This is a genomic window from Saccharicrinis aurantiacus (assembly GCF_001660705.2).
GTDB classification, from domain to species: Bacteria; Bacteroidota; Bacteroidia; order Bacteroidales; family Marinilabiliaceae; genus Saccharicrinis; species Saccharicrinis aurantiacus.
Genome location: NZ_LYBV02000035.1, coordinates 44,892 through 69,027, shown reverse-complemented (window position 1 = coordinate 69,027; position 24,136 = coordinate 44,892). Strand labels below are relative to the sequence as shown.

At 34.1% G+C, this 24,136-nt stretch carries 21 protein-coding genes; 14 read left to right on the top strand and 7 right to left on the bottom strand.

All coding sequences use genetic code 11. The annotated features are described in order from the left end of the window. Positions 1 to 126 precede the first annotated feature (126 nt). The 6 genes from A8B35_RS18195 to A8B35_RS18175 all read left to right on the top strand — a co-directional run bounded on the left by A8B35_RS18195 (position 127) and on the right by A8B35_RS18175 (position 4,706). Positions 127 to 1,344: a thioredoxin family protein gene (locus tag A8B35_RS18195; RefSeq protein WP_075603626.1), complete on the top strand. Its 1,218-nt coding sequence runs from the start codon at positions 127 to 129 to the stop codon at positions 1,342 to 1,344. A 399-nt stretch (positions 1,345 to 1,743) separates the two neighbouring features. After that, positions 1,744 to 2,595 (top strand): hypothetical protein, encoded by an 852-nt coding sequence (locus A8B35_RS18190; RefSeq protein ID WP_075603625.1) that lies wholly within the window; start codon positions 1,744 to 1,746, stop codon positions 2,593 to 2,595. A 250-nt stretch (positions 2,596 to 2,845) separates the two neighbouring features. Next, positions 2,846 to 3,340, top strand: a complete 495-nt coding sequence (locus A8B35_RS18185) for a hypothetical protein (protein ID WP_075603624.1) — start codon at positions 2,846 to 2,848, stop codon at positions 3,338 to 3,340. Between the two features lie 172 nt (positions 3,341 to 3,512). Further along, on the top strand, positions 3,513 to 3,680 hold the full coding sequence (locus tag A8B35_RS23780; RefSeq protein WP_222844180.1) for an SDR family NAD(P)-dependent oxidoreductase: 168 nt from the start codon (positions 3,513 to 3,515) through the stop codon (positions 3,678 to 3,680). Between the two features lie 11 nt (positions 3,681 to 3,691). Beyond that, positions 3,692 to 4,228 carry an SDR family NAD(P)-dependent oxidoreductase gene (locus A8B35_RS18180; protein WP_222844179.1) on the top strand — a complete coding sequence of 179 codons (537 nt, stop codon included), beginning with the start codon at positions 3,692 to 3,694 and terminating at the stop codon, positions 4,226 to 4,228. A gap of 67 nt (positions 4,229 to 4,295) precedes the next feature. Further along, positions 4,296 to 4,706, top strand: coding sequence for a hypothetical protein (locus A8B35_RS18175; RefSeq protein ID WP_075603623.1), 411 nt, complete (start codon positions 4,296 to 4,298; stop codon positions 4,704 to 4,706). A gap of 111 nt (positions 4,707 to 4,817) precedes the next feature. On the opposite strand, the gene A8B35_RS18170 is transcribed toward A8B35_RS18175, so the two are convergent. Beyond that, the gene (locus tag A8B35_RS18170; protein WP_075603622.1) at positions 4,818 to 5,036 is read right to left on the bottom strand and encodes a hypothetical protein; all 219 of its coding nucleotides are present in this window, start codon (positions 5,034 to 5,036) and stop codon (positions 4,818 to 4,820) included. 194 nt (positions 5,037 to 5,230) lie between these two features. Between A8B35_RS18170 and A8B35_RS18165 the strand changes: the two genes are divergently transcribed. The 6 genes from A8B35_RS18165 (at position 5,231) to A8B35_RS18140 (ending at position 14,808) form a co-directional block, all read left to right on the top strand. After that, positions 5,231 to 6,460, top strand: coding sequence for a cytochrome-c peroxidase (locus tag A8B35_RS18165; RefSeq protein WP_075603621.1), 1,230 nt, complete (start codon positions 5,231 to 5,233; stop codon positions 6,458 to 6,460). Between the two features lie 717 nt (positions 6,461 to 7,177). Beyond that, positions 7,178 to 8,287 (top strand): efflux RND transporter periplasmic adaptor subunit, encoded by a 1,110-nt coding sequence (locus A8B35_RS18160; RefSeq protein ID WP_075603620.1) that lies wholly within the window; start codon positions 7,178 to 7,180, stop codon positions 8,285 to 8,287. Between the two features lie 78 nt (positions 8,288 to 8,365). After that, a complete protein-coding gene (locus tag A8B35_RS18155; protein ID WP_075603619.1) occupies positions 8,366 to 11,530 on the top strand; it encodes an efflux RND transporter permease subunit in 3,165 nt (1,054 codons plus the stop codon). A gap of 54 nt (positions 11,531 to 11,584) precedes the next feature. Then, entirely contained in the window at positions 11,585 to 12,913 is a 1,329-nt protein-coding gene (locus A8B35_RS18150; protein WP_075603618.1) for a TolC family protein, read from the top strand. Positions 12,914 to 13,001: 88 nt separating this feature from the next. Next, complete coding sequence (locus A8B35_RS18145; protein ID WP_083634515.1) at positions 13,002 to 14,045, top strand: sensor histidine kinase; 1,044 nt, start codon at positions 13,002 to 13,004, stop codon at positions 14,043 to 14,045. Then, positions 14,038 to 14,808: a LytR/AlgR family response regulator transcription factor gene (locus A8B35_RS18140; protein ID WP_075603616.1), complete on the top strand. Its 771-nt coding sequence runs from the start codon at positions 14,038 to 14,040 to the stop codon at positions 14,806 to 14,808. The genes A8B35_RS18145 and A8B35_RS18140 overlap by 8 nt, the downstream gene beginning before the upstream one ends. An 11-nt stretch (positions 14,809 to 14,819) precedes the next feature. Here A8B35_RS18140 and A8B35_RS18135 read toward each other — a convergent pair whose 3' ends face one another. Then, positions 14,820 to 18,230, bottom strand: coding sequence for a sensor histidine kinase (locus A8B35_RS18135; protein ID WP_139314933.1), 3,411 nt, complete (start codon positions 18,228 to 18,230; stop codon positions 14,820 to 14,822). 450 nt (positions 18,231 to 18,680) lie between these two features. Here A8B35_RS18135 and A8B35_RS18130 point away from each other — a divergent pair, with 450 nt between their 5' ends. Further along, the gene (locus A8B35_RS18130; protein WP_075603614.1) at positions 18,681 to 19,160 is read left to right on the top strand and encodes a glutathione peroxidase; all 480 of its coding nucleotides are present in this window, start codon (positions 18,681 to 18,683) and stop codon (positions 19,158 to 19,160) included. Between the two features lies 1 nt (position 19,161). Beyond that, a complete protein-coding gene (locus tag A8B35_RS18125; RefSeq protein WP_075603613.1) occupies positions 19,162 to 19,602 on the top strand; it encodes a MarR family winged helix-turn-helix transcriptional regulator in 441 nt (146 codons plus the stop codon). A gap of 75 nt (positions 19,603 to 19,677) precedes the next feature. Here the strand turns inward: A8B35_RS18125 and A8B35_RS18120 are convergent, their stop codons facing one another. The 5 genes from A8B35_RS18120 to A8B35_RS18100 form a co-directional block, all read right to left on the bottom strand. Then, positions 19,678 to 20,538, bottom strand: coding sequence for a protoheme IX farnesyltransferase (locus tag A8B35_RS18120; RefSeq protein ID WP_075603612.1), 861 nt, complete (start codon positions 20,536 to 20,538; stop codon positions 19,678 to 19,680). Positions 20,539 to 20,662: 124 nt separating this feature from the next. Continuing rightward, complete coding sequence (coxB, locus tag A8B35_RS18115; protein ID WP_075603611.1) at positions 20,663 to 21,592, bottom strand: cytochrome c oxidase subunit II; 930 nt, start codon at positions 21,590 to 21,592, stop codon at positions 20,663 to 20,665. Positions 21,593 to 21,594: 2 nt separating this feature from the next. Beyond that, positions 21,595 to 21,882 carry a cytochrome C oxidase subunit IV family protein gene (locus A8B35_RS18110; protein ID WP_075603610.1) on the bottom strand — a complete coding sequence of 96 codons (288 nt, stop codon included), beginning with the start codon at positions 21,880 to 21,882 and terminating at the stop codon, positions 21,595 to 21,597. 6 nt (positions 21,883 to 21,888) lie between these two features. Continuing rightward, positions 21,889 to 22,509 (bottom strand): cytochrome c oxidase subunit 3 family protein, encoded by a 621-nt coding sequence (locus tag A8B35_RS18105; protein WP_075603609.1) that lies wholly within the window; start codon positions 22,507 to 22,509, stop codon positions 21,889 to 21,891. 10 nt (positions 22,510 to 22,519) lie between these two features. Beyond that, positions 22,520 to 24,130 carry a cytochrome c oxidase subunit I gene (locus A8B35_RS18100; RefSeq protein WP_075603608.1) on the bottom strand — a complete coding sequence of 537 codons (1,611 nt, stop codon included), beginning with the start codon at positions 24,128 to 24,130 and terminating at the stop codon, positions 22,520 to 22,522. Positions 24,131 to 24,136 lie beyond the last annotated feature (6 nt).

Sequence of the window (24,136 nt, the reverse complement as noted above, 5' to 3'; positions counted from 1 at the left end):
AACATGTACCAAACCTCAAACTATGAAAATACTCCACAGTGGCTAAAGCCATACACTCCATCAAATTCAACACTGGCATACCGCACGATTACCTTACAAATACCAAAAACACAAAATTAACACACGATGAAGAAATTTCACATTACAAATTTCATATTTTTACTTCTACCAGTTCTAATAATCGGACAAAATAGTGGAATTGATTTTAGAAAAATTGATGACTTAAAAACTGTAATTGCTACAGCAAAAAACGAAAACAAGAACATTTTTGCCAACTTACATTATGTGGGTTGCCCCCATTGTGTTAGAATGGAAAAAAATGTTTTCAATACGAATGAAGTTGGCGAATATTACAACAATATGTTTATATCTCTTTCTTTAGATATTAACCTTGACAGTCTTGGACATTATCTTGAATCTGAATATCAGTTAGCTAGTTACCCAGCATATTTATATTTTGACAAAGAAGGGAACCTACAGCATAAAGATATAGGTTATAAAACTCCCAAAGAGCTTATACAAATTGCCGCAACGGCTTTTAATGACTCAAAAAACTTTAATTATTATCAACAGATAGTTACTGCAGGAGATTTAAGTGCTGAAACATTACGTAATTATTTCAGTTTTGGGTATGTTCCAGAAAAAGATTCTTTGATTAATATTTATCTTGAAAACTGCGAAGAAGACAAATTATTTAGTCTTGAAACTTGGTTGTTACTAAAAGAAAATACTCAATCATATAATAGTGTCTACTTTAACCATATTCTGAACAATGAGATTGAATATAGAAAAAATGTTGGCAACAAAGAAGTTGATGACTTTTTAATCAGCCACTGGGTTTTTATGGTCAATCATTGGACAGAGTGGAGGGTAAACGATTTTCAAAGAAATAAAATGAAGAAAAAACTTAGGAAAACGAAACACCCTTTATCTGAAAGAGTGATTAACCAAGTAGATATGGATGTGTGCATTCAAAGAGCAATTTGGCGAAAAAATTCAAAACATAAATTTAATAAGATGATTAAGGAAGCTCGCCAGTATCATTTATATGGCTATGACGATTATAAAAATTATTATATGGCAGCTTGGGTAATTCTTACCCATGAAGGAAATGTAGGTAAGTCTGAAATCGATTTTGGTAATACACTGGCAAAAGCAAGCGTTAATTTACATAAAAATTTTGAGAACCTATTTATTTACGCTCACTTTTGTAAGCAAATGGGAAACACTCAATATGCCATTGCAACAATGAATGAGAGCCTGCAATATAAACAACCAAACACTAATACGAAATACATTGAAAATGCCAATAATAAAATCGAAGAATGGAAAAACGCCCTCTAATCGATGGCTAGTGAGCTAATCTCCCACTGGTGCACCTCTTACAACACTGAACGTAAGGTTCTCGTATACGGCATTTCCTATTATTAATCTGCTAATAGAAACAATACGCACGTGTATTTAGTATTGATATAAATTAATGCTTAACTCTCAATTTATATTGTTAAACGAATCCTATTCGAGGTATTTTTTCTATTGTCGAAACGAAGAAAAACATGTACCAAACCTCAAACTATGAAAATACTCCGCAGTGGCTAAAGCCATACACTCCATCAAATTCAATATTGGTATACTGCTCTATTACCTTACAAATACCAATAACACAAAATAAAAATGATATAGATGTATTCAATTTAGGATGGGATACATTTTAGTTCGCGGTAATTTAAAAACATAACAGTAATGAATCGACTAATATTAGTAACACTAATTCTTATAACCATAGTTTCATGCAGTGGAAGTAGTTATTTCGACAATGTAGATTTTAAAAATGGAGATAAACTTGTATTTAAATATGAGGATTTAAGAATTGAAGATAATGAGTTTCAAAAACGGCATGGACATTTTTACATTTCAGACATAAGTACTTTAAATAGTATAAAAGGTCTATTAAAAGAAAAGACAAGTCGCCCTTCTGTAAATTCAGGATTTTCATATACCATTATATTGGAAGGTAGAGATAAAAGCTATTTTTTAGGAATGTATGACGTTCAAAAGGAAATTCTGTTTTCTAATTCATATTACGCATTAAAAAACGAAGATTTACAAAAGTATTCAAATAAATTCATTCCCTTTGAAATATATAAAATCAAATTCCTTACTGTTTCTAGTTTTAAAAAAGGCATTGAGCTCCTGCAACAGAATAGTTTTGTGGTCGAAAATATTGAAAGAATGAATGAAATGGGAATAGCGAGATTTAACGGGGTAACTGCAATAAAAACAACAAGGGAAGCCTTCCCAAATATAGAACAATACAAATCGCTTGAGTCAATAGAGAAAAAAATAAAAAAGGAATTTAGCTCTATTGACTTTGATTATAAGTTAGTTAATTTCGCTGTATATGACTCAGTTGAAATACAGATTGCATCAAATAGAAGCATTAAAGATTTAATCCCTGATGGTTATACTATAGCGAAGCCCTTTAATGAAAATATTGATTTACTGCCAATTGATGTATATAATATAAAAAATGTTGATTTGAAAACTTTATTTGAAAGCAACAATGTAAAATACGAATTGACGAACAAGGAATAACTACCGCCAATAGAATAGCCTAGCGGAGCCCCTCTCACAACAGGTAGCTTCGCTTGTCCTTTTCGTACACAGCACTATTGCCTCACGAATACCAATAACACAAAATAAAAATGATATAGATGTATTTGTATTTTGAATGGGATACATTTAAAAAAGTTCGTCTTATGTTTTATTAAAGTTGAACTGAATAATGATTTTTGATAGTTACCCATACGAAATTACAGTAAAACCTTGACTTCAATAAAGAACTATGACTAGACAAAAAATATTTGTAATATTAGTAATCAACCTATTTTTAGGATTAAATACCAATGGACAAGAAAAAGCAAACAATTTAATCTATTACGAATTGGGTGGAGTTGGATATGGAGAGGTTTCATTGAATTATGAAAGGAATATATCATTAAATGACAAAGTTGTCTTTGCTCCAAGTTTAGGATTTTCGCTTTCAAGTTTTATTCATGTTGGTGGGACTAAATCAATCAATGACAATCAGTTTTTTATTCCATTGCAAGTAAACTTTCTATTTGGAAAAAAGAATTATCATTTAGAGACAGGTTTTGGTATGCCTATAGCAATAGATAATGAAAAATTTGGCCTTGTTAGTAATATTTATGTTCTAAGATTAGGCTATCGATACCAGCAAAAGAAATCAGGATTAATTTTTAGAACAAGTATAAATCCTGCATTCGTAGGTATTGTTCCTAAAATAATTGGTGGAATTTCACTTGGATATGCATTTTAGAAAGCTAATATGTATTAAAACGCATTCCAATCGAATACAGCGCTATTAACTTACAAATACCTAACACAAAATAAAAATGATATAGATGTATTTGCATTTTGGATGGGATACATTTTGGTTCGCGATTATTGAATATAGACATCACACATAAAAAATAAAAGTGAGAAATTGAATGAAAAAAGCAATAATAATAGGAGCATCATCTGGAATAGGAAAAGGGCTTGCAAAACTGTTGGTCGAAAATGACTATAAAGTTGGAATTACTGGAAGAAAAACAGAATTATTAGAAGAACTTAAAGAAACAAAACCTGATTTTTTTTTACAAGGACTTTTGATGTAACTGACACAAAAGTGACTATTAAAAAATTAGAAGAGCTTATCTCAGAACTTGGTGGACTTGATTTGTTGATTTTGAGTTCAGGAATTGGTGATTTAAATGAAACATTGGACTTTGAAATTGAAAGAAAAGTCATTGATTTAAATGTAACAGGATTTACTAATATCACTGATTGGGTATTTAATAATTATGAGAAACAAGGTTTTGGACATCTCGTGGCAATAAGTTCTGTGGCAGGAATAAGAGGAAGTCGTCAGGCTCCGTCATATAATGCAACCAAATCATATCAAATAAACTACTTAGAAGGACTGAGACAAAAATCAACAAAATCAAAGAAGCCCATTTTTGTAACGGACATTAGGCCAGGATTAGTTGATACCAAAATGGCTAAAGGAGAAGGCTTATTTTGGGTAATGCCTGTTGATAAAGTTGCAAGACAGATTTTTAAGGCAATTAAAAAAAGAAGAAAAGTTGTTTACGTAACAAGACGTTGGGGATTGATAAGTAGACTATTAAAAATCCTACCTCGATTTATATATGATAGAATGTAATGGATTAAAAACAACAAAAAGCAATATTGAATAATCTATTTTGGTTTTTTACTGTAAAAAAATTCCAATGAAAATAAATGAAGAAATAGCAATCAAGTTTGGACAAACTCTTGATAAAGACCAATTCGAGTTGACAAAGAAACTCATCAGTGATGATTGTAAATACTATATTGAAGATGATCTAATAATTGGTCCTGAGAAAATTTGTAACGCTTACAAACAGAATATGATCGAAGGAAGACGAAAGCTTGATGTTCTGGAATGGGGAGAAAGTAAGGTGCAAGTTATTGATGATAAAAAATTTGTTGTACATTTTACAGATTACCTTACTCATAAAAACAAAAATCATGTTCATAAATGTGCACAAATATTGACTTTCAATAATGAAGGATTAATTAATCGTATTGAACACGAAAATAACGAGGTGGAAAAGACAAAATTGAATGAATTTTATAAAAAAGTGGGATTGATTGATTAAAAAAACCGCACACATTAAATAGGCCCCCAGTGCCCAAACCTATAACGCATCCCTATTACCCCACAAAAAAATCCCGCAGCCACGCTACAGGATTTCTTATTGGGGCACCGCTTAAGCGACTACTTCATCCTTCATTTTACTTCTGCTCTGCACTGCTGCATTCACCTCGCTAAAACGCTGATGAATAAATTGAGCAATGGCACCATACAAGGCGGTATTGGCTTTTTGCTGATACCTTAGGCAATCAATCAAATCGCCATTAATAATGGCAATCAAGTTCTTTTTAAGGCTCGAAGCCGACTCTTCGGTTTTACGGGCATCGTTATACAAATTATTAGAGCGCTGTTTCTCTAAAAAATTGTTTACAGCTGTTTCTAAATTATCAAAACTATCTTTACAGCCCGATAAGCTAGGTTCACTTAATAAAATTACTAATTACTAAAATTGTTAATTTCTGTTTCCAACTCGCATTATTTTTCACTAAATTTAACTAACAAGTGATTTTTAACTAAAAACAATGCCCTATGAAATTAATTGCAGGATTCTTTATTAGCGCCATAACATTAATTGGCCCATGCTCTAAAGACGACAGTTATAATGCTGTTTCAATTGACACTTTAGCCGACGATCCCTTTACTGAACTAAATTTGCCAGATCAACACTTCAATTATGCCGATATACAACTACCTAGTTATTATACATCAAATCAATTCCCTTCACAATTTAATTTTGAGGCAATTACAACATATGATAACACACCTGCTGATAACCCAATAACTGATGCAGGAGCAACATTGGGCAGAGTACTTTTTTATGATATAAAACTAAGTGCAAATGGCACAATTGCCTGTGCTTCATGCCACAAATCAGAACATGGTTTTTCTGATCCAAATTTATTCAGCGAAGGATTTGAAGGTGACTTAACCCGCAGACACTCTATGGGAATTGTAAATGCTCGATTTTATGCAGGCGGACAATTCTTTTGGGATGAAAGAGCCGAAACTCTAGAAGAGCAAGTATTAATGCCTTTTCAAGATGAAGTAGAAATGGGCTTAACTCTAACAGAACTAATCAGCATTGCAAGTGAACAAGCTTATTACCCTCCATTGTTTGCTGAAGCTTTTGGGGATACAACAATAACAAGTGACAGAATTTCAAAAGCTTTAGCACAATTTATAAGAAGTATGGTGAGTATTACTTCAAAATACGACGAAGCACGAAGTGAAGTTGAATCGCCCATTTTCAATTTTCCAGGATTTACAGAACTTGAGAATGAAGGAAAACGACTTTTTTATTTACCAAGACAACTTACAAATGGAGTTAATGGAAACTGCGTTGGCTGTCACCAAACAGAGGCATTTATAGGCCCTCTCCCTAGTACTCCAGGTCGACTTACAACCTTTGCGACATCAAACGGATTAGATGCTACGTCTACTACTGATCTAGGAGTTAATGAAGCTACTGGAAATGTAAATGATATTGGAAAATTTAAATTTCCGTCCTTAAAAAATATAGCCATTCGTCCACCTTATATGCATGATGGTCGATTTTCAACCTTGGAGGAAGTAATTGAACACTATAGCTCAGGAATTCAAAATCACCAAAATCTTATTTCTCCATTAGTAAACCCTGATGGGGAAGTTGGTCAATTTAATTTTACGCAAGAAGAAAAAGATGCCTTAATTGCTTTCTTAAAAACGCTAACAGATGAAGATATGATTAACGATGAAAAATATAGTGACCCTTTTAATTAGTCAAATTATGGTTAATGATAATTGTAATTATTAAATACCTCAATTAAAAAAACAGGTATCTTTTGCAAAGGTTTATGCAGCTTCATTTATTCCGTTGTAGAATGAGGAATTTATAACGAGGACATACACACTACTTTGAGAATCCCCAGTATTAATAACTCTGGGGATTTTTAATATCTAATAAATACACTTAAAAAAAAATAAAAGTCAAAATCTATTAGCACTACTTAGTAGTTCTATTTAGTGTTATTATATTCATTTCTAATCACTAAGCATGTCCATAATTATACATAGTATTAAGATAACGGTCTGCTATTACTAACTAACTCGTTATATATGAGCTCTTTCTTCAATCTTACTTAGAGAATACTTAATACAGTTCCTGAATAAGATTTTTTATCCAATATTAAATAACATCAAAAGTCATGATCCTTATAGCTATTTACTATAATTAAACAAAGCTTAAACCTCTAAAAAAACGACTAGCCCAAACTTCAAGATTATATAAAACTTCTGGTTATATTTTGTAACTATAGCACATTAAGCTTTTTAATATTTTTTTGTAAGTATTGTTTTTACATTAAACTCTACTTATTTTGTTTTCACTCCCTAATAAACCCTATTCATCTTTTTTTTGTTTCCTTATATATAATAGCTAGCTACTTTTGCAGCATCATAAAATTGAATTATTAAAACACTTACATAAACTCATTTATAATGAAGAGAAGAATAATTGCTATTGGTTTATCTATTGCTATTATCATAGCAGCAATATTAATAGTAAAAGCACTTTCGTCGGGTAAGAAAAAAGCCGGTGATAATAACGCTAAAGTAAAAGCTACCTTAATTCAGGTGGTTAAGCCCGCAATTGAAGATGTATCTTATGAACTTGAAGCAACAGGTAAACTAATTGCTTCAGAACGTTTGCAAATTTTTTCGCAGGTAGAAGGACAGTTGTTAAACTCAGCCAACTTATTCCGACCGGGTAAAACCTATCGCAAGGGAGAAACCATGCTTCAGGTTGATGTTGAGGAATTTAGGATGACGCTTTTGGCACAAAAAAGTGATTTCATTACTTCAATAACTTCTATCCTACCCGATTTAAAATCGGATTATCCAAACAGTTATAATGCTTGGAAAGAGTATGTATTGAATCTTGATTTACAGAAACCCTTGGCTGATTTACCAAAGTCAGAAACCACGCAGGAGAAATTCTTTTTGGCTGGTAAGGGTATCTTAACCAGTTACTATTCAATTCAATCAGCACAAGAGAAGCTAAACAAGTATACGATTACCGCTCCGTACAGTGGTATAGTAACAGAATCAACTGCCGAGGCCGGAAAAGCTGTGCGCTCAGGTACTGAGTTAGGGGTATTCATTAATCCAAATAAATTTGAATTAGAAATTACACTTCCGCTTAGCTCAATGGACGAAGTAAAAGTGGGCACTGTAGCCACAATACATTCTTCTGAGATTAAGGGAAACTGGCAAGGTAAAGTAATCAGAATTGGTGGTGATATCGATGAGCAATCGCAAAGCGTAATAGTGTACATAGGCGTTTCGGGCGAGCATTTAAAAGAAGGTATGTTTTTAACAGCATCTATTAGTATGTCGCCATTTGAAAATGCCATGAGTGTGCAACGTAAAATGCTAAGCGATGATAATAAGATATTTGTGATGGAAAATGGTGTGTTGCGCCACAAACAAGTTGAAGTACTCATGAAACAGGGCGATAAAGCCATTATTAAAGGCCTAAGTGCAGATGCGCAGATTATGAAAACTGTTATTAAAAGTGCTTACGAAGGTATGCCAGTTCGTATTAACTAAATTTATTAATAACACCATTAATAGCTCACCCACAAACACAGTTAGTTAGCAGTGGTGTTGTAATAATAATTTAAACAGATGAAGAAACTTATAGAATACTTTATAAAATTCCCGCTTGCCGTTAACCTAATAATGGGCTTTATAGCCATTTTCGGTATTATTGCTTTGTTAGGAATTCAGAAAAACTTTTTCCCCAACGTACCAACCCGAAATATATATGTTGATATTTTATTTCCTGGTGCTTCGCCCGAAGAGGTGGAAGAAGGTGCCATACTTAAGATTGAGGAAAATGTGAAAGGCCTTGAAGGAATGGATAGAATTACGTCCGTTTCACGAGAAAACACAGGTACCGTAACCATTGAAATGCTGAAAGGTACGGATATGGATGAAGCCTTGGTTGATGTGAAAAATGCGGTGGATCGTATTGCCTCTTTCCCAGCTGCTATTGAGTCGGTGGTTACTTACAAACACGATGATGTAAACAGAGCCATGTCGTTTGTAATTACGCCAAAAGAAGGTCAATCGGTTAGTCTGCATCAGTTGAAGGATGTATCGCGACAAATTGAGCACGATATGCTTAAAATGAAGGGTGTATCAAAAATTGAAATAGGCGGTTATCCCGATGAAGAAGTAGCCATTTTATTAAACGAAGAAAAATTAGAATCGTACCAACTTACTTTCACTGAAATTGCGCGTGCAGTAGCAAGTGCCAACCTTATTATGACGGGAGGAAGTGTAAAAGATGGACAAGAAGAGTTTTTTATACGTGTGCGTAATAAAGAATACCATAGCGATGGCATTGAAAATATTGTAATAAAAAGCTCGCCCAACAATGGTATTATTCGCCTAAAAGATGTGGCTACCATTAAAGATCAATGGGCCGATACCCCTTCGCAGGTACTGTTTAATGGTAAACAAGCTGTTGTATTTGAGATTAGCAATACCTTTGAAGAAGATATTATAATATCAACAGATCAAATAAAAGAGTACCTCGAAGAGTTCAATCAATCACAACATCACCTCCAAGGAATTATAAACAACGATATGAGTGTTACGCTAAATCAGCGTATCGACTTATTAAATAAAAACGGAATCACCGGAATCATACTGGTAGTCATTTTTCTATCTCTTTTCTTAAATCCGCGTATTGCATTTTGGGTAGCACTGGGTATACCTATTTCAATATTTGGTATGTTTATTCTGCTTCCCGCCACCACCGCTACCATAAATATGTTATCCCTATTCGGATTAATATTGGTACTCGGTATTTTGGTTGATGATGCCATTGTGGTTGCTGAAAATGTTTTCCGACACTGGCAGATGGGTAAAAAGCCCATAAAAGCAGCTATTGATGGTACGCTTGAGGTAACACCTGCTGTGGTTTCTGGAGTTATTACAACTATGATGGCCTTCTCTACTTTTATCTTCTTAGATGGTAGAATGGGTGATATGTTTAAAGAGATATCCATTATTGTAATATTTATTCTATTTGTTTCACTGATCGAAGGCTTAATCATATTGCCTTCTCACCTTGCCCACTCAAAGGCAATGCAAAATCATTCAGAAACCAAGTGGAATAAATACATGGGTTGGGCCGAACGTGGTATTGTGCATTTTGCCAACAACCAATTTAAGGCCATCCTAAAATGGACTATTAAACACCGAACCATTACTTTGGCTACATTTACAGCCCTAATGATTTTATCAGTTGGTATGATCACCTCAAGAACGGTGGCAACCACTTTCTTCCCTGATGTTGAAGGTGATGATTTCACCATTACCTTGGGATTACCTGCTGGTACTGAAGATGCCGTTACGCAAGCTGAGCTCGATAGAATATTTAATGCCGTTTGGCAAGTTAACGATGAGTTACAACAAGATGGTACTGAAAATATTTCTATCATTAAACAAGTATTTCAACGCTTCATGGGAGCCGGAAATAGTGCTATTGTGCAAGTTCAATTGCAGGATGCCGAGTTACGTACCTCAACTACTGATGAAGTCATCAACCGAATTAGAAACATTGTAGGTGATATCCCTGGTGCCGAAACTTTACAATACTCAGGCTTTAATCCATTTGGTAAGGCCATTGTAATTTCACTGGTTGGCGATGATAATAAAGAACTTCAACTTGCTAAGGAAAAAATTAAATTGGCCATGAAAAGTCGCCCCGAGGTAACCGATATTTCGGATAACACACCTATTGGTAACCGCGAAATAGAGATTACTTTAAAAGAGAAAGCCCACCTATTAGGTGTAAGCGTTCAAGATGTAATCGGACAAGTACGTGAGGCTTTCTGGGGTAATGAGGCGCAGCGTTTACAACGTGGTAAAGATGAAGTTAAAGTTTGGGTGAAGTACGATATCGAAAACCGTCGTTCTATCGGTCAGCTAGAAAATATGAAAGTTCGCTTAAGCGATGGTAAAGCGTATCCCCTTTCAGAACTAGCCACACTTAAAACAGTAAATGGTATTTCAAGTATCCGCCACCTCGATTTTGATAAAGAAGTTCAGATTGAAGCAAACATGACCAATGCAAGGGCTTCCTTACCTGATATCATTGCCGGACTACAAAAGGATGTTTTTGAACCTATATTCCTTGAGCATCCAAGTGTAAGTGCAGTTTACGATGGTCAGAAACGTGAAACGGACAAAGTGGCCAACTCTGCAAAAACAACAATACCTGTTGTATTATTACTGATGTTTGGTATCGTATTACTTACACTACGTTCAGTAAGTCAGAGTATATTGGTTTATGGTATGATTCCGCTAAGTTTTGTGGGTGTAGTGTTTGGGCACTGGATACACGGAATGAGCATTAGTTTAATGTCGTTTATGGGTATTATTGCCTTGGTAGGAGTTATGATTAACGATGCTCTGGTACTCATTAATGCCCTCAATATTAACCTTAAGGATGGTATGAAATATCAAGATGCCTTGATTAATGCAGGAGTATCGCGTTTACGCCCTATTATATTAACCACCTTAACAACAGTAGTGGGTATGATGCCAATGTTGCTTGAAACAAGTATGCAAGCACGTTTCTTAATTCCGGTAGCTATATCACTAGCTTATGGTATGATGATGGCAACAACTACAACCCTTATTCTTCTTCCGGTTATGCTTACTATAGTGAACAATAGCAAGGTAAGTTACTACTCCTTAATTAAAGGCAGAAAAGTAACAAACGAAGAGATTGAAAGTGCTATTAAGGAATTGGACTTTGAAAAAGAAAACGAATAGTTAGTTTTTAGTATGAGGAGGCCAATGCTTCCTCATACATAAATTATATATATCATGATAAAAATTAAATATATAGCAATTATTGCTACCCTGTTTGTTACTTCGCTTAAGGCGCAAGAACCTGCAGATAGCACAGTTACGCTAGACAAGGCAATTAGTATTGCACTAATTAATAATTTCGATCTTAAAATTGCCTCTAACGAGCTAAAGCAAGCACAAAACAGCAATAGCATTGGTAATGCCAATTTATTGCCATCTGTTACATTAAATGGAGGTGCTGAGTATTCGAAAAACGATACTGAACTAGAGTTTACAGGTAATCCGAACCGAGAAATAATTGATGATGCTACGTCTTCATCTTATAATGCCAATGTTAGGGTTGATTATACTTTATTTGATGGTTTAGGGAATGTGTATACCTTAAAAAAGTTACGTAGTAGCGATGAGTTGCAACAAACCATTTACAAGCAACAGATGGAACTCACCATGCTTGAGGTTATTGAAAACTATTATGAAGTATGTAGAGCACAGGAAAACCTAAATTTGGCTCATGAAACCATGAAAATTTCACGAGACAGATATAACCGTGTATTGGATCAAAAAAGCTACGGTCAGGCTAGCCAATTAGATGTATTGAATGCTGAGGTCGATTTAAATAACGATAGCACAACCATTCTTAATGTTGAACAGAGTTTCTTAATGTCGCTAAAAAACCTCAATGTAAGTTTGGGTTTACCCGTTCAACAAGAGTACAGTGTTGACGAATCTTTTAATCTGGATTATGATAAAAATGCGGATTATGTAATTTCATCGGCCATGATGAACAACAGCAACCTTATTTCTCAGCAACAACAGGTTAATATTAAAGATTTGGATGTTAAAATCACCAAAGCTCAAAAATACCCTACCCTACAAGCTTATGGGCAATACGCCTATAGCCAACAGAATAATGATGCCGGACTAATGAAATTTAGTCAAACTGATGGTATGACTGGTGGTGTTACGCTTAAATTCAATGTTTTTAATGGTCGCCAACAACATACAAACGAGCAAAATGCCACACTTAATTTGTTAAGCGAGCAAGAAAGAAGCAATCAAATAAGAGCTCAAATAGAACGCGATGCATCTAATGCGTATACCGACTATATTTACAAAGTACGTATAGTTGAACTGCAACAAAGTAGCATGGGACAGGCTAAATTAAACTTTGAGCAAACCAAAGAAATGTTTCAGATAGGGCGTGTTAATTCTATTGAATTTAGAGCGGCACAACAAAACCTACTAAATGTAGCTTATCAGTATAACGATGCTCGCTTTAATGCAAAAGTGGCCGAGTATTATTTACTTAGAATTACCGGTGATTTAATTAAAGATGAAAACTAGCTAAATACAATTTTACTTTTCCATTAACTAAGAAAGGTTTATGAGTAAATCACCACTCTAAACCTTTCTTTTAAAGATACATTGAAGTATGAAATCAAAAATGAACTATAGAATTTTCATGATACCCTTAATGGTGCTATTAATGATTTCATCATCATTTGGGTTTATGCTATTCTTTGGCTTTAAAGATTTATCCGACGTACAGCAAATAATGCCATTACGTAAGATATCCCTTATTATACTTCAAGTCATTATAACCATAACCATCTATTATTTTTGGATAAAAAAACTCAATAAGATATTACCTTGGAACAAGATATGGATAGCTCGATTTGCAGTTGATGCCAGTACTGCTGTTCTAATGGCATTTAGTATCATCAGCTTAATTAAAATTCTAGAGCAAGTTGGGTTCTTTCCACCAAATGTGAAACACTTTGAAAGCGAGAGCATTTTTATTATGCCATTAATGATACATACACTTTATATATCGTTAATAGAACTTAGCTTGGCATACGAAGAAAGAAATGACCTTAAACACCAGGTGAGCCATCTAGAAAAACTCCATATTAGCTCGCAATATAAGGCGCTAAAAGATCAGCTCGATCACCACTTTTTATTTAATAACTTAAGTGTTTTATCATCTATAATCTATGAAGATGTGGATAAAGCCGATGTGTTTATTCAGCGCTTATCTTCAGTATATAGATACGTTCTTAGCATCAATAAAAAAGATTTAGTTACTGTTGATGAAGAAATTAAGTTTATAGAAAGCTACCTTCAACTGTATAAATTCCGCTTTGAAGTGGGTTTTAATTACAATATTAATGTACCGGCTGAATACCGTAATATGATGATACCTCCTCTAACACTGCAAGTACTTGCTGAAAACTCAATAAAGCACAATGTTGCCTCTCGTTCGCATCCCCTCGAGATAAAAATCTACACAAAATGTAATACCTTAGTAGTTGAAAATAATTTGCAACTACGCGAAGGAGCAGTGGATTCTACTCATACAGGAATGCAGAACTTAAACGACAAATACCAATTACTTGGGATGAAGAAACCTCAAGTAACCAATAATGATAAAATGTATCAAGTGGCTATTAATTTAATACAATCCTCAAATGACTAAAGTACTTATTGTTGAAGATGAAATGCCATCAGCACGTAAGCTGAAGAATTTTATATTAGAAATTGAACCAAATTTCGAAATAGTTGATATACTTGATTCTGTAAGTACAACAGTTTCTTTTTTAGAAAACAATACTGTTGACCTCATCTTCTTGGATATTCATTTATCAGACGGCAATAGCTTTGATATTTTTAAAAAGACAGATGTTGAAGTTCCTATTATATTTACTACTGCTTTTAATCAATATGCCATTGATGCATTTAAACAAATTAGTGTAGATTACCTTCTTAAACCTTTGGATAAAGAACTATTAAGAAGTGCCATAAATAAATTCAATAAGATATACCACTCAGCAAATAAAGCGGCCCCTTTTAATTATGAGCAACTAAAAGAATTATTAACCCAATCGAAACAAAACAAAGAGTATCAGGAGCGTTTCTTAGTGCACTACAGAGATAAAATTAAATCAATTAATACTTCTGAAATTGCCGCCTTTTATGCTGATAACAAATACGTTTTCATAAAAACATTTGACAATCAGAACTTTGACACTAATTTTACCTTAGAACAGCTAGAACACAAACTAGATCCTAAACATTTTTTTAGAGCAAATAGAAAATGCCTAATCCATATTAATAGTATTAAGGATGCTGTGGTATATTCGAAAAGTAAATTAAAGCTGAATATTAATCCCGAACTACCATTTGAGATCATTATTTCAACCGAAAAATCGCCGAAGTTTAAACAGTGGTTAAGTCAATAATTTTAAATCTCCTACTCTTCAGTATACTCAAGATAAATTGTAAAAGTAGTACCCTTATTGAGTTCTGATTCCACAATAATATCGCCATTTAATATTGAGAGAAGGTTCTTTACTATACTCAGGCCAAGGCCCATTCCTTGATAAAATTTATAACCATTATAGCCTTTTCTAAAGGGTTCAAATATAATCGCTAATTCTTCTTCTGATATACCAATTCCTGTATCAATTACTTTTAGTAATAAGGCTTTATTATTATCTCCTTCTCCCTTATAATCGAATCCTAAAGCGCTAAGTTCATTTGAACTTATAGTGTCAACCTTTAATTTTACATAGCCATTTTTCGTAAACTTAAAAGCATTTCTCAGTAGGTTAGACAAAATTTGTTTTATACGATTTGGGTCTGTGTAAATAATTTCTTCTTTCTGTAACAAATCTATCGATTGACGATAAATAATTTCATCACTCTTCTCTTCAAATATGAGCTCGTTAGATACATCGGTAATAATATCTCTAATTGAGACATAACTTTTAACCAACTGTATATTACCGGTTTCAATTCGTGAAATATCAATAATATCATTAATTAAAGCCAATAGTGATTCACTACTTTGTTGTATGATATTTAAGAAGTTGGTATCATGATTATCCTTATAATCCTCAGTTTGTAATAAGCTTGAAAAACCAATTATCGCATTCATTGGGGTTCTAATCTCATGAGATAAGTTTGCTAAAAAAGCTGTTTTCAATTTATCAGACTCCTCTGCTTTTTGTTTAGCCGCTTCTAAATCCTTAGTTCTATCTTTTACTAACTCTTCTAGATAATTCCTATGAATTTCTAACTCTGCCTTTTGAGTAAAAACCTTTTCTCGTGAAGCCTCTAACTCTTCATTAGCATCCGTTAATTCTTTAGTCTTAGCCTTTACTTTCTCAGTTAATAAAATCTCTTGTTTGCGATACCATGCAAACCTGAAGCGTATAATTAATAGCACTAACAATATACACAGAATAACAAATATTGCTTTAAAATACAGCGTTTGCGTAAAAGGTGCTATTACCTTAATGTTTAAACGAGCTACATTTTCACTCTCATATCCATCAGAGTTAATACCTTTTACTTCCAAGGTATATTTACCAGCATCCAAATTATGATATACAATTGCCTCATTTGTATATCCATGCTTCCAGTTATCATCAAAACCATTTAAACGCCATTTTATAGTATTTCTATTGGGATTAGAATAATCGAGAATACAGGCATAAATCTTTAATGCATTATTGGTTTGTTCAAACTCGATTTCGTCTTTTGAATTATAACAAACTTTTTCATATAAACCTCCACCAAAAGAAGTCACCTGATCATCAACTTGCCAAGAGCTAATCTCCACAGGCGCATTATAAGTATTTCTTACTATTTCGTTTGGGTTAAAACATATAAATCTTCCGCCTCCTCCAAACAGCATTTCATTATCTTGAAACTTATAAAAAGCATTCGAATTAAATTCTTTACAAAAAGTTCCATCATCAGTATAAAAATACTGAGCCTCTAAACTAAAAGGGTCTATCTTGGCTATTCCTAAATTTGCACTCAACCATAATTGATTCTTATTATCGTTTAATACAGAATATACATGACTTTCAAGAATATCTACAGCCAGAGAATCCGAGAGCTTCTTTGTAGCAAAATCATAGAACAAAATACCACTTCCATAAGTGGCAATCCAAAGTCTACCGGTTATATCAAATTGAATATCTAAAATTGTATTAAACCCATTCAGTCCTTCCTCTAAGGAAATAACATTTGAAAATAGATTGGTTTCAATATCATACTTAAAAATCCGTCCTCTTCTTGAGGCAAACCAAATACTTTTTTTATCATTAGATAAGGTAATGGAAGAAAAATAATAAGTTATATTGCCAAACAAATCTTCAGTAAAAGGAAAAAAAACATAATCTGATGAAGCTGAATTATATTTTATCAAGCCCTTGTGACTAACCAACCAACTAATACTATCTTTTGCCACTATTAGGTCATTAATATAACTTGACTCATTTGCAGAGATTCCGATACATTTGAATGTCTGCAATTCAGTATTACCATTATCTAAATCATGCACCAGTAAGCCTTTGTCTGTAGCAATAAGAAAATTACCAATAGAATCTTCCGCGAAAGCATAAAACCTTTTATTACCTTGCTCAATATACCTTTCAAAAAACTCGCTAGATTGTTTTTTATGATAACATTCTCTATTGTCCCCTATCCAAAAGCCACCTTTAGTATCTTTCGCTAATAAATAAATATTAGCATTTGGTACACCTAGTTTATCCAAATCATATTGCTTAAACTTAGAGGCCTTATAATTGTATTTCGATAAGCCTTTCAGTGTTCCTATCCAAGTAATTTCTTGATCATCTAGATGACATATTGAAGATACATTATTATCTACCAAAGAATTCTGATTGCTAGGTACCTCAAAGTGATGCAATAACAATTTTTCTAATAAATCGAGGTAAAAAACACCGTCATTTGATGTTGTAAGCCAAAAGTTATTTTTATGATCAGTGATAATTTCTTCGCAAATAATAGAACTAGTCGACTTATAGACTGCTGCTAATTCCTGATTGCCATAGTTATAATAATAAAGAATCCCATTTACAAAAAAAGCAAATACATCGTCTTGTACTTTTACTACACTTTTAATTAAAAACTCACCTGTATTGTTATAAAATGAGGGATATGCTTCTTCTGAGAAAACGTCTTGATTTATAATAGAACCATTTAATGAAATCTGTATCAAGCCATAAGAAGTTGTAACCCATATATATTTATCGTCATTATATAAATGATATACACTATTACCTAAAGGTCCTTTCGTTTTATCCTTAAACTCAGCTACTCTAATAGGTTCAAACTCATTTTTTGATGGACAGAATAAGAATAACCCTTCCACTTTCGTGGCAACAATTAGTGTATCAAGGCCAATCTGTTCAAAATCCGTTATCGGAACCATTCCTTCTTTATTATTTTCAGAAGGTGGTAAGAAATAATTTTCATACCTATCCTCATCAATATAAAACTTACTAATATGACCTGTTACTGATCCTAACCAGAATGAATATGTGTACTTGTCTTCTTTTATTACAGATATATTATTACTCGCCAGGGTATGTTCTTTTCCTTTTTCTCTTCTAAAAATATCAAAGAAGGCACCGTCGTAACGCATCAGGCCATCCGTTGAACCAACCCATAAGAATCCTTTAGAATCTTTATGCAAAGATTTAATATTAACATGATACATGTTATCCGCTAATCCGTATGATGAAAAACCACCATAATCAGATTGAGCCATAATATCCGAAAGCGAAAAAAGAATAACGGAGATAATTATTACTCTATAGAAAGTTAGTGTGTTTGATATAGTCAAAGGGTTTCTTTTATGGTATAAACAATTAAAAGTTCAGTTTTTCTCAATTAAAGCGTTAATATATTCAATATAAATTAGACAGAAAATTTTTTTATATAAACTAATACTAAGTATCCATAAACCTCTTTTTTTGATACAGATATATTCTATAACTACAAGTTAATAACAAATTGGAGCACAAAAATAAAATAAACCACTTACTACTATTTAGTTATAAAGTCAATGTGCAAATATCATAAGCTAATAAGGAGTAAATTTAACAATAAATCATCTTACCTACATCAACCAACTAATACTCTGCTTAATAATACTTTATGTAAAAAGTATAGATAAACCAAATTTTATCAACTTTTACTTAGTTATTTGTATCGCTTGCGACTTAAATTATTTATACTATATTTGCATCGCGCACGACAAATGAGTGTGCGATATAATTTAAACAAAGTAATAATGGATAGCATATTTTATAACTTCTCAGCGACAAGCCTACAGGGCAAAGAAATAAGCATGGATACATTTAAAGGTAAAACCATTCTTATAGTAAATACAGCTAGTAAATGCGGTTTAACTCCACAATTTGAAGGCTTAGAAACATTATTCCAAAAGTATAAGGATAAAGACCTTGTAATTTTAGGTTTCCCTTGTAATCAATTTGCCAACCAAGAACCAGGAGATGAGAAATCTATCTCTGAAGGATGTATGATCAACTATGGCGTTAGCTTCCCAATGTTTGCAAAAATTGATGTAAATGGTGACAATACACATCCAATATACAAGTACTTAAAATCTGAACTGGGTAGTTTGTTGGGCAGCAAAATCAAGTGGAACTTTACCAAATTTTTAATAGATGCCAATGGCAAGCCTATTAAGCGTTTTGCACCGATTACAAAACCAGTGAAAATAGACAAATACTTGGCAAAAATATTATAGTATGAGTGAAGACAGACTAAAATTAAGTAATCAACTTTGTTTCCCTATTTATGCGGTTTCTAGATTAATAATTCGTGAGTACCAGCCACAGCTTGATAGGTTAGGCATTACTTATCCGCAATACCTAGTGATGCTTGTGTTATGGGAAAAGGATAATTTAAGTGTGAATGATATTGCTAAAAAACTAATATTAAACACCAACACACTTACGCCATTACTTAAACGAATGCAAACGCAAAAGCTGTTAGAGCGCAAGCGCTCTGAACAGGATGAGCGCAAAGTGATAATTAGTCTTACCGAGAAAGGCATTGCCATGAAAGAGGATGCTAAATTGATACCTGCCTCTCTCATCGAAAAGCTTAATGAGGGCAGTCTAAGCCTAGAGCAATTAATTGAAATGCGCAGTAATCTTAATGCTTTAATTGATTTATTAAATGGGTAATACGCTCTATTAATAGAAACTAAAAAGGCTTATCCTTAACGGTAAGCCTTTTTAATGATCTGTATACAGTAAAAATTAAAGCTGATCAATATATAGCAATATCATAACCCATAAGTAAAACGAATTGAAATAGATAAACATTTTACGCAATTGCGGCGAATGCTCTTCTTTACTAGCCAATATAGTAGCTCTAAGACTCCATCCCATCATAAAAATACTTGAGAAGGCTAATGACCAAACAATCCATTGCTGATCAATTACATTGAATACAGGTAAAAATAAAGCTGAAATAAAAGTGGCAATAAACCATATTAGATTGATGCGAATCACTTGCTTCTTAGTAAGTACATCCGTAATAATTGGGAAGCCAGCTTTTTTATATTGGTCTTTATATTTTAATACCAGAAGCCAAAAATGAGGCATCTGACCTAAAAAGAAAAAGAAGGCTAAAAAATGAATACGAACATCTAGTAAAGAACCTCCAGCAGCAACCCAACCAGCCACTGGTGGTATAGCCCCAACAATAGCTCCCGGAAAAACGGAAAAAGCACTACGGGTTTTCATGGGGGTATAAATAAGGTTGTACCACGCCAAGCCAATCCAACCCCACAATACGGCATGCCATCCGAAGGGATATAAACACAAAGTGCCAACTACTAAAAAGCTGCTAATGATAGTCCAACCTATAGTTCTACTCATATTACCCGAGGGTAACGGGCGATCAACTGTTCGAGGCATTAGAGCATCTAATTTAATTTCTTGCATTTGATTAATGGCCGATGCCCCTGCCGATAAAAAGAAGATTCCTATGGCGGCTAATAAACCAAACCACGAAAGCTGTTCGGCAAATAAAACATAACCTGCATAGGCCGTTAAGGCTATGGGCACTGAAATAGAAAATTTCCCAAATGTTTTTATTGCTTTATACGAAATCATAGTCTTAGTCATTAAGTGTTTAGTGCATTACCACACGTGAGGACACGTGCGGTAGTAAAGTCATCAAGCTTAAAATAAAGGCGCCTTGTAAATCATCATCAAAAATTGATATTAAACCAACCCATTATTCCAAGGTTTTAAAATACTCTATTAGCTGATCAACTTCTTCATCTTTAATCATTGCTTTATACGATACCATCATACCTGGCACAAAATCTTTAACCACATCGGCATTAGGCTCGTAAATAGATCGCTTAATATACTCGGCATCGGCAACTAGCTCAATCTCTTCGCCATCTTTAATAACCATTCGCTTGTTATTAAAAATCCCTTTAAGAGATGGACCTACCAATTTACTTCCATCAATTGAATGACAAGCAAAACAACCAAACTTTTGAAACAAGGCCTTACCCTCTGCCCCAGCTCCTTCTGCAGTTTGTGATGATCCCTTATACCAAGCATCATAATCCTCTTGCGAAAGCACTTTAACTGCAGTTTTCATAAACGAATGTCGCAGGCCACAGTACTCGGCACAAAATATCTCGTACTCTCCTATTTTTCCTGATTCAAACCAAATAAAATCAGGCTTACCAGGCACCATATCTTGCTTTATTCTGAAAGCAGGAATGTAAATACTATGCAGTACATCAACAGCCACCAAATCTAAGTTGATGGGTTGGTGAATGGGAACATATAAAGTATCTGTAGTTACCCCATTTTCGTACTCAAAACCAAAACTCCACATACGTGCTATCGATTTTATAGTCATGGCATCCTCGGGTACCTCGCGTTGCGATTTCCATCCGGCCCAGCCGTAATAAAACATTATAACAACCAATATTGTGGGTATTACTGTCCAAATAATTTCGAGTTTATGATTGCCTTCAATGTGTGTTGCTTTGGGGTTTTTACTTTTTCTGTAGCGAAATACGTAATACACCATTACAATAGTAATTGCGAACAGAAAAAATAGAGATATCCCAAATATAAAAACAAAGGCACTATCTACTTCTGATACGAAATTTGAGGCATTATTTGTAGTTTCTTCTATCATATCTATCTGTAATTGTAATCGAGAAAAACAATAATTATAACAAGGGCAACAAGTATGAATATGGCTGGTACCATTATTTGCAATATTTTATTATCAAACTTGAGGTGCATAAAGTAAATGAGAACCAAAGTTGCCTTTATTGACGCTAGTACAAGCGCCACAAGAACTGAAAACTCTCCGAATTCGATTTCGGTAACAGCCACCGAAATAAGTGTTAGCATTATTAAGCCGCCCAAAATGTATAAATACATTTTATAGGGTACGATATGTGCATCTGTATGATTTTCCATAATTATTTAGGCTATTAAGTAAAATAAAGGAAACAGGAATATCCAAATTAAATCGACTAAGTGCCAGTATAAACCCGCATTATCCAGTAGCACCGGATTTTCATCCGACAAGGTATTTTTATTAACTCTTATCACCACAATGGTAATAAGTATAACCCCTACAATAATATGTAAGGCATGTAAACCCGTCATAAAAAAGTATAGGCCATAAAACAATACCTTACCCTGTTCCATATTCATTAAGGTATCTGTTCCGGGCAAATATCCGTGTTCAATCTTCCCTGTCCACTCAAAATATTTATTTACCATAAAAATAAGAGCCATCAACAAGGTAACTACCAATAAACGTATGGTTAGTTTCTTGTTTTTAAATCGAATGGCCGAACTAGCCATGGCAATGGTGGCACTACTAATTAATAATATAACCGTATTAATAGTTCCTATGGGCACACTCAGCTCTTTACCTGCCGAGTGAAACGCTTCTTGATTCTCATATCTATAAACTCCGTATACTATAAATAAACCAGCAAAAAGGAGTAACTCGGTAAATATAAACAGCCACATGCCCAACTTCGACGCTTCATCGTCTCTGTGTTCATCGTGTGTTATTGTTGTACTTGTATCCATATCTTTCAATTTATCTATAATCGTAAGGTCCTTTTGTTACTTCTGGTATATCCTCAAAATTCTCTAGTGTAGGCGGCGAATCTACAGTCCACTCAAGGGTTTTACCGCCCCAAGGGTTTTTAACTGCTGGCTCACCTTTTTTAGCCGAACGCACCAAGTTGTAAATAATAACCACTAGTCCTATTAATAATACCCACGAGCCAATGGTTGAAACAATGTTTGGTCCATGAAAACGTTCTACATAATCATAATAACGGCGCGGCATACCCGAAATACCCAAAAAGAACATGGGTAAGTAAAGCGTATTAAAACCTATAAAAAATAATACCCAACCGGTAATTGCTCGTTTCTTATTATACATACGCCCCCACATTTTCGGAAACCAATAATGTATGGCTCCTAAAAAGGCAAAACCTACACCACCAAATACAATGTAATGAAAGTGTGCTACCACAAAAGCCGTATCGTGCAAATGCACATTGGTTGCCAAAGCACCTAATGCCAAGCCCGATAGACCACCGATCATAAATACAAACACAAACGAAACAGCCCAAAAGAAGGGTGCTTCTAATTGAATAGATGCTTTGTGTAGCGTACTTACCCAGTTAAATACTTTAATAGCACTTGGTATGGCAACTAAAAAGGTTAATAACGAGAAGGTATACAAGGCCGTACCACTCATACCCGAAGTAAACATGTGATGTCCCCATACAAAATAGCCCACAAAAGCAATGGCCAAGGTAGAAATAACAATAGCCTTGTAGCCAAAAATGGTTTTATTGGCGAAGGTTGGAATAATCTCAGAAATGGCGCCCATGGCAGGCAGTATCATAATATAAACGGCAGGATGCGAGTAAATCCAAAACAGATGTTGGTATAAAATGGGATCGCCCCCTAAGGCAGGATCAAAAAAGCCAATGCTAAAAAGCCTTTCGCCAACAATCATCAGTAAAGTAATACCAACAATTGGAGTTGCTAAAATCTGAATCCAACCCGTGCCGTATAGCGTCCACGGAAATAATGGCATTTTAAACCAGCCCATACCTGGCGCACGTAAACGGTGTATGGTAACAATAAAGTTGATGCCGGTAAGTATCGATGAAAATCCTAAAATAAAGGCCCCTATTACGGCAGGCAACACATTGGTGTTGGTTTTAAAACTATAAGGTGCGTAGAATGTCCATCCCGTATCCGGTGGCCCATCTGCCATAAATAACGACGATAATGCTACCAATGCACCTAGCACATATAACCACCACGACATTAAGTTTAGTTTCGGAAAAGCCACATCCTTTGCCCCTATCATAATAGGCAGAAAAAAGTTTCCGAAAATAGCGGGTAAGCCGGGTACCACAACTAAAAATATCATTATAACACCATGCAAAGTAAATATGGCGTTATACGTTTCGGGGTCCATAACATCGCGCCCCGGTGCCATTAATTCTAATTTCATGGCAATACCTAGGGCAACTCCTGTTAAGAAAAACGTTACAATGGAGTACAAATAAAGTAATCCAATTCTTTTGTGATCTGTTGAAAATACCCATGCAAACAATCCTTTAAAACGCGTTTCAACGTCTCTAAAGCTTACATGGGTCTGATTCGATTCGTTTTGTGTCATAAATTA

Excerpts from the sequence above, each read along its gene's own strand:
- A8B35_RS18195 (WP_075603626.1), top strand. The coding sequence starts at position 127 with ATGAAGAAATTTCACATTACAAATTTCATATTTTTACTTCTACCAGTT.
- A8B35_RS18190 (WP_075603625.1), top strand. The coding sequence starts at position 1,744 with ATGAATCGACTAATATTAGTAACACTAATTCTTATAACCATAGTTTCA.
- A8B35_RS18185 (WP_075603624.1), top strand. The coding sequence starts at position 2,846 with ATGACTAGACAAAAAATATTTGTAATATTAGTAATCAACCTATTTTTA.
- A8B35_RS23780 (WP_222844180.1), top strand. The coding sequence starts at position 3,513 with ATGAAAAAAGCAATAATAATAGGAGCATCATCTGGAATAGGAAAAGGG.
- A8B35_RS18175 (WP_075603623.1), top strand. The coding sequence starts at position 4,296 with ATGAAAATAAATGAAGAAATAGCAATCAAGTTTGGACAAACTCTTGAT.
- A8B35_RS18165 (WP_075603621.1), top strand. The coding sequence starts at position 5,231 with ATGAAATTAATTGCAGGATTCTTTATTAGCGCCATAACATTAATTGGC.
- A8B35_RS18160 (WP_075603620.1), top strand. The coding sequence starts at position 7,178 with ATGAAGAGAAGAATAATTGCTATTGGTTTATCTATTGCTATTATCATA.
- A8B35_RS18155 (WP_075603619.1), top strand. The coding sequence starts at position 8,366 with ATGAAGAAACTTATAGAATACTTTATAAAATTCCCGCTTGCCGTTAAC.
- A8B35_RS18150 (WP_075603618.1), top strand. The coding sequence starts at position 11,585 with ATGATAAAAATTAAATATATAGCAATTATTGCTACCCTGTTTGTTACT.
- A8B35_RS18145 (WP_083634515.1), top strand. The coding sequence starts at position 13,002 with ATGAAATCAAAAATGAACTATAGAATTTTCATGATACCCTTAATGGTG.
- A8B35_RS18140 (WP_075603616.1), top strand. The coding sequence starts at position 14,038 with ATGACTAAAGTACTTATTGTTGAAGATGAAATGCCATCAGCACGTAAG.
- A8B35_RS18130 (WP_075603614.1), top strand. The coding sequence starts at position 18,681 with ATGGATAGCATATTTTATAACTTCTCAGCGACAAGCCTACAGGGCAAA.
- A8B35_RS18125 (WP_075603613.1), top strand. The coding sequence starts at position 19,162 with ATGAGTGAAGACAGACTAAAATTAAGTAATCAACTTTGTTTCCCTATT.
- A8B35_RS18120 (WP_075603612.1), bottom strand. The coding sequence starts at position 20,538 with ATGATTTCGTATAAAGCAATAAAAACATTTGGGAAATTTTCTATTTCA.
- coxB (WP_075603611.1), bottom strand. The coding sequence starts at position 21,592 with ATGATAGAAGAAACTACAAATAATGCCTCAAATTTCGTATCAGAAGTA.
- A8B35_RS18110 (WP_075603610.1), bottom strand. The coding sequence starts at position 21,882 with ATGGAAAATCATACAGATGCACATATCGTACCCTATAAAATGTATTTA.
- A8B35_RS18105 (WP_075603609.1), bottom strand. The coding sequence starts at position 22,509 with ATGGATACAAGTACAACAATAACACACGATGAACACAGAGACGATGAA.
- A8B35_RS18100 (WP_075603608.1), bottom strand. The coding sequence starts at position 24,130 with ATGACACAAAACGAATCGAATCAGACCCATGTAAGCTTTAGAGACGTT.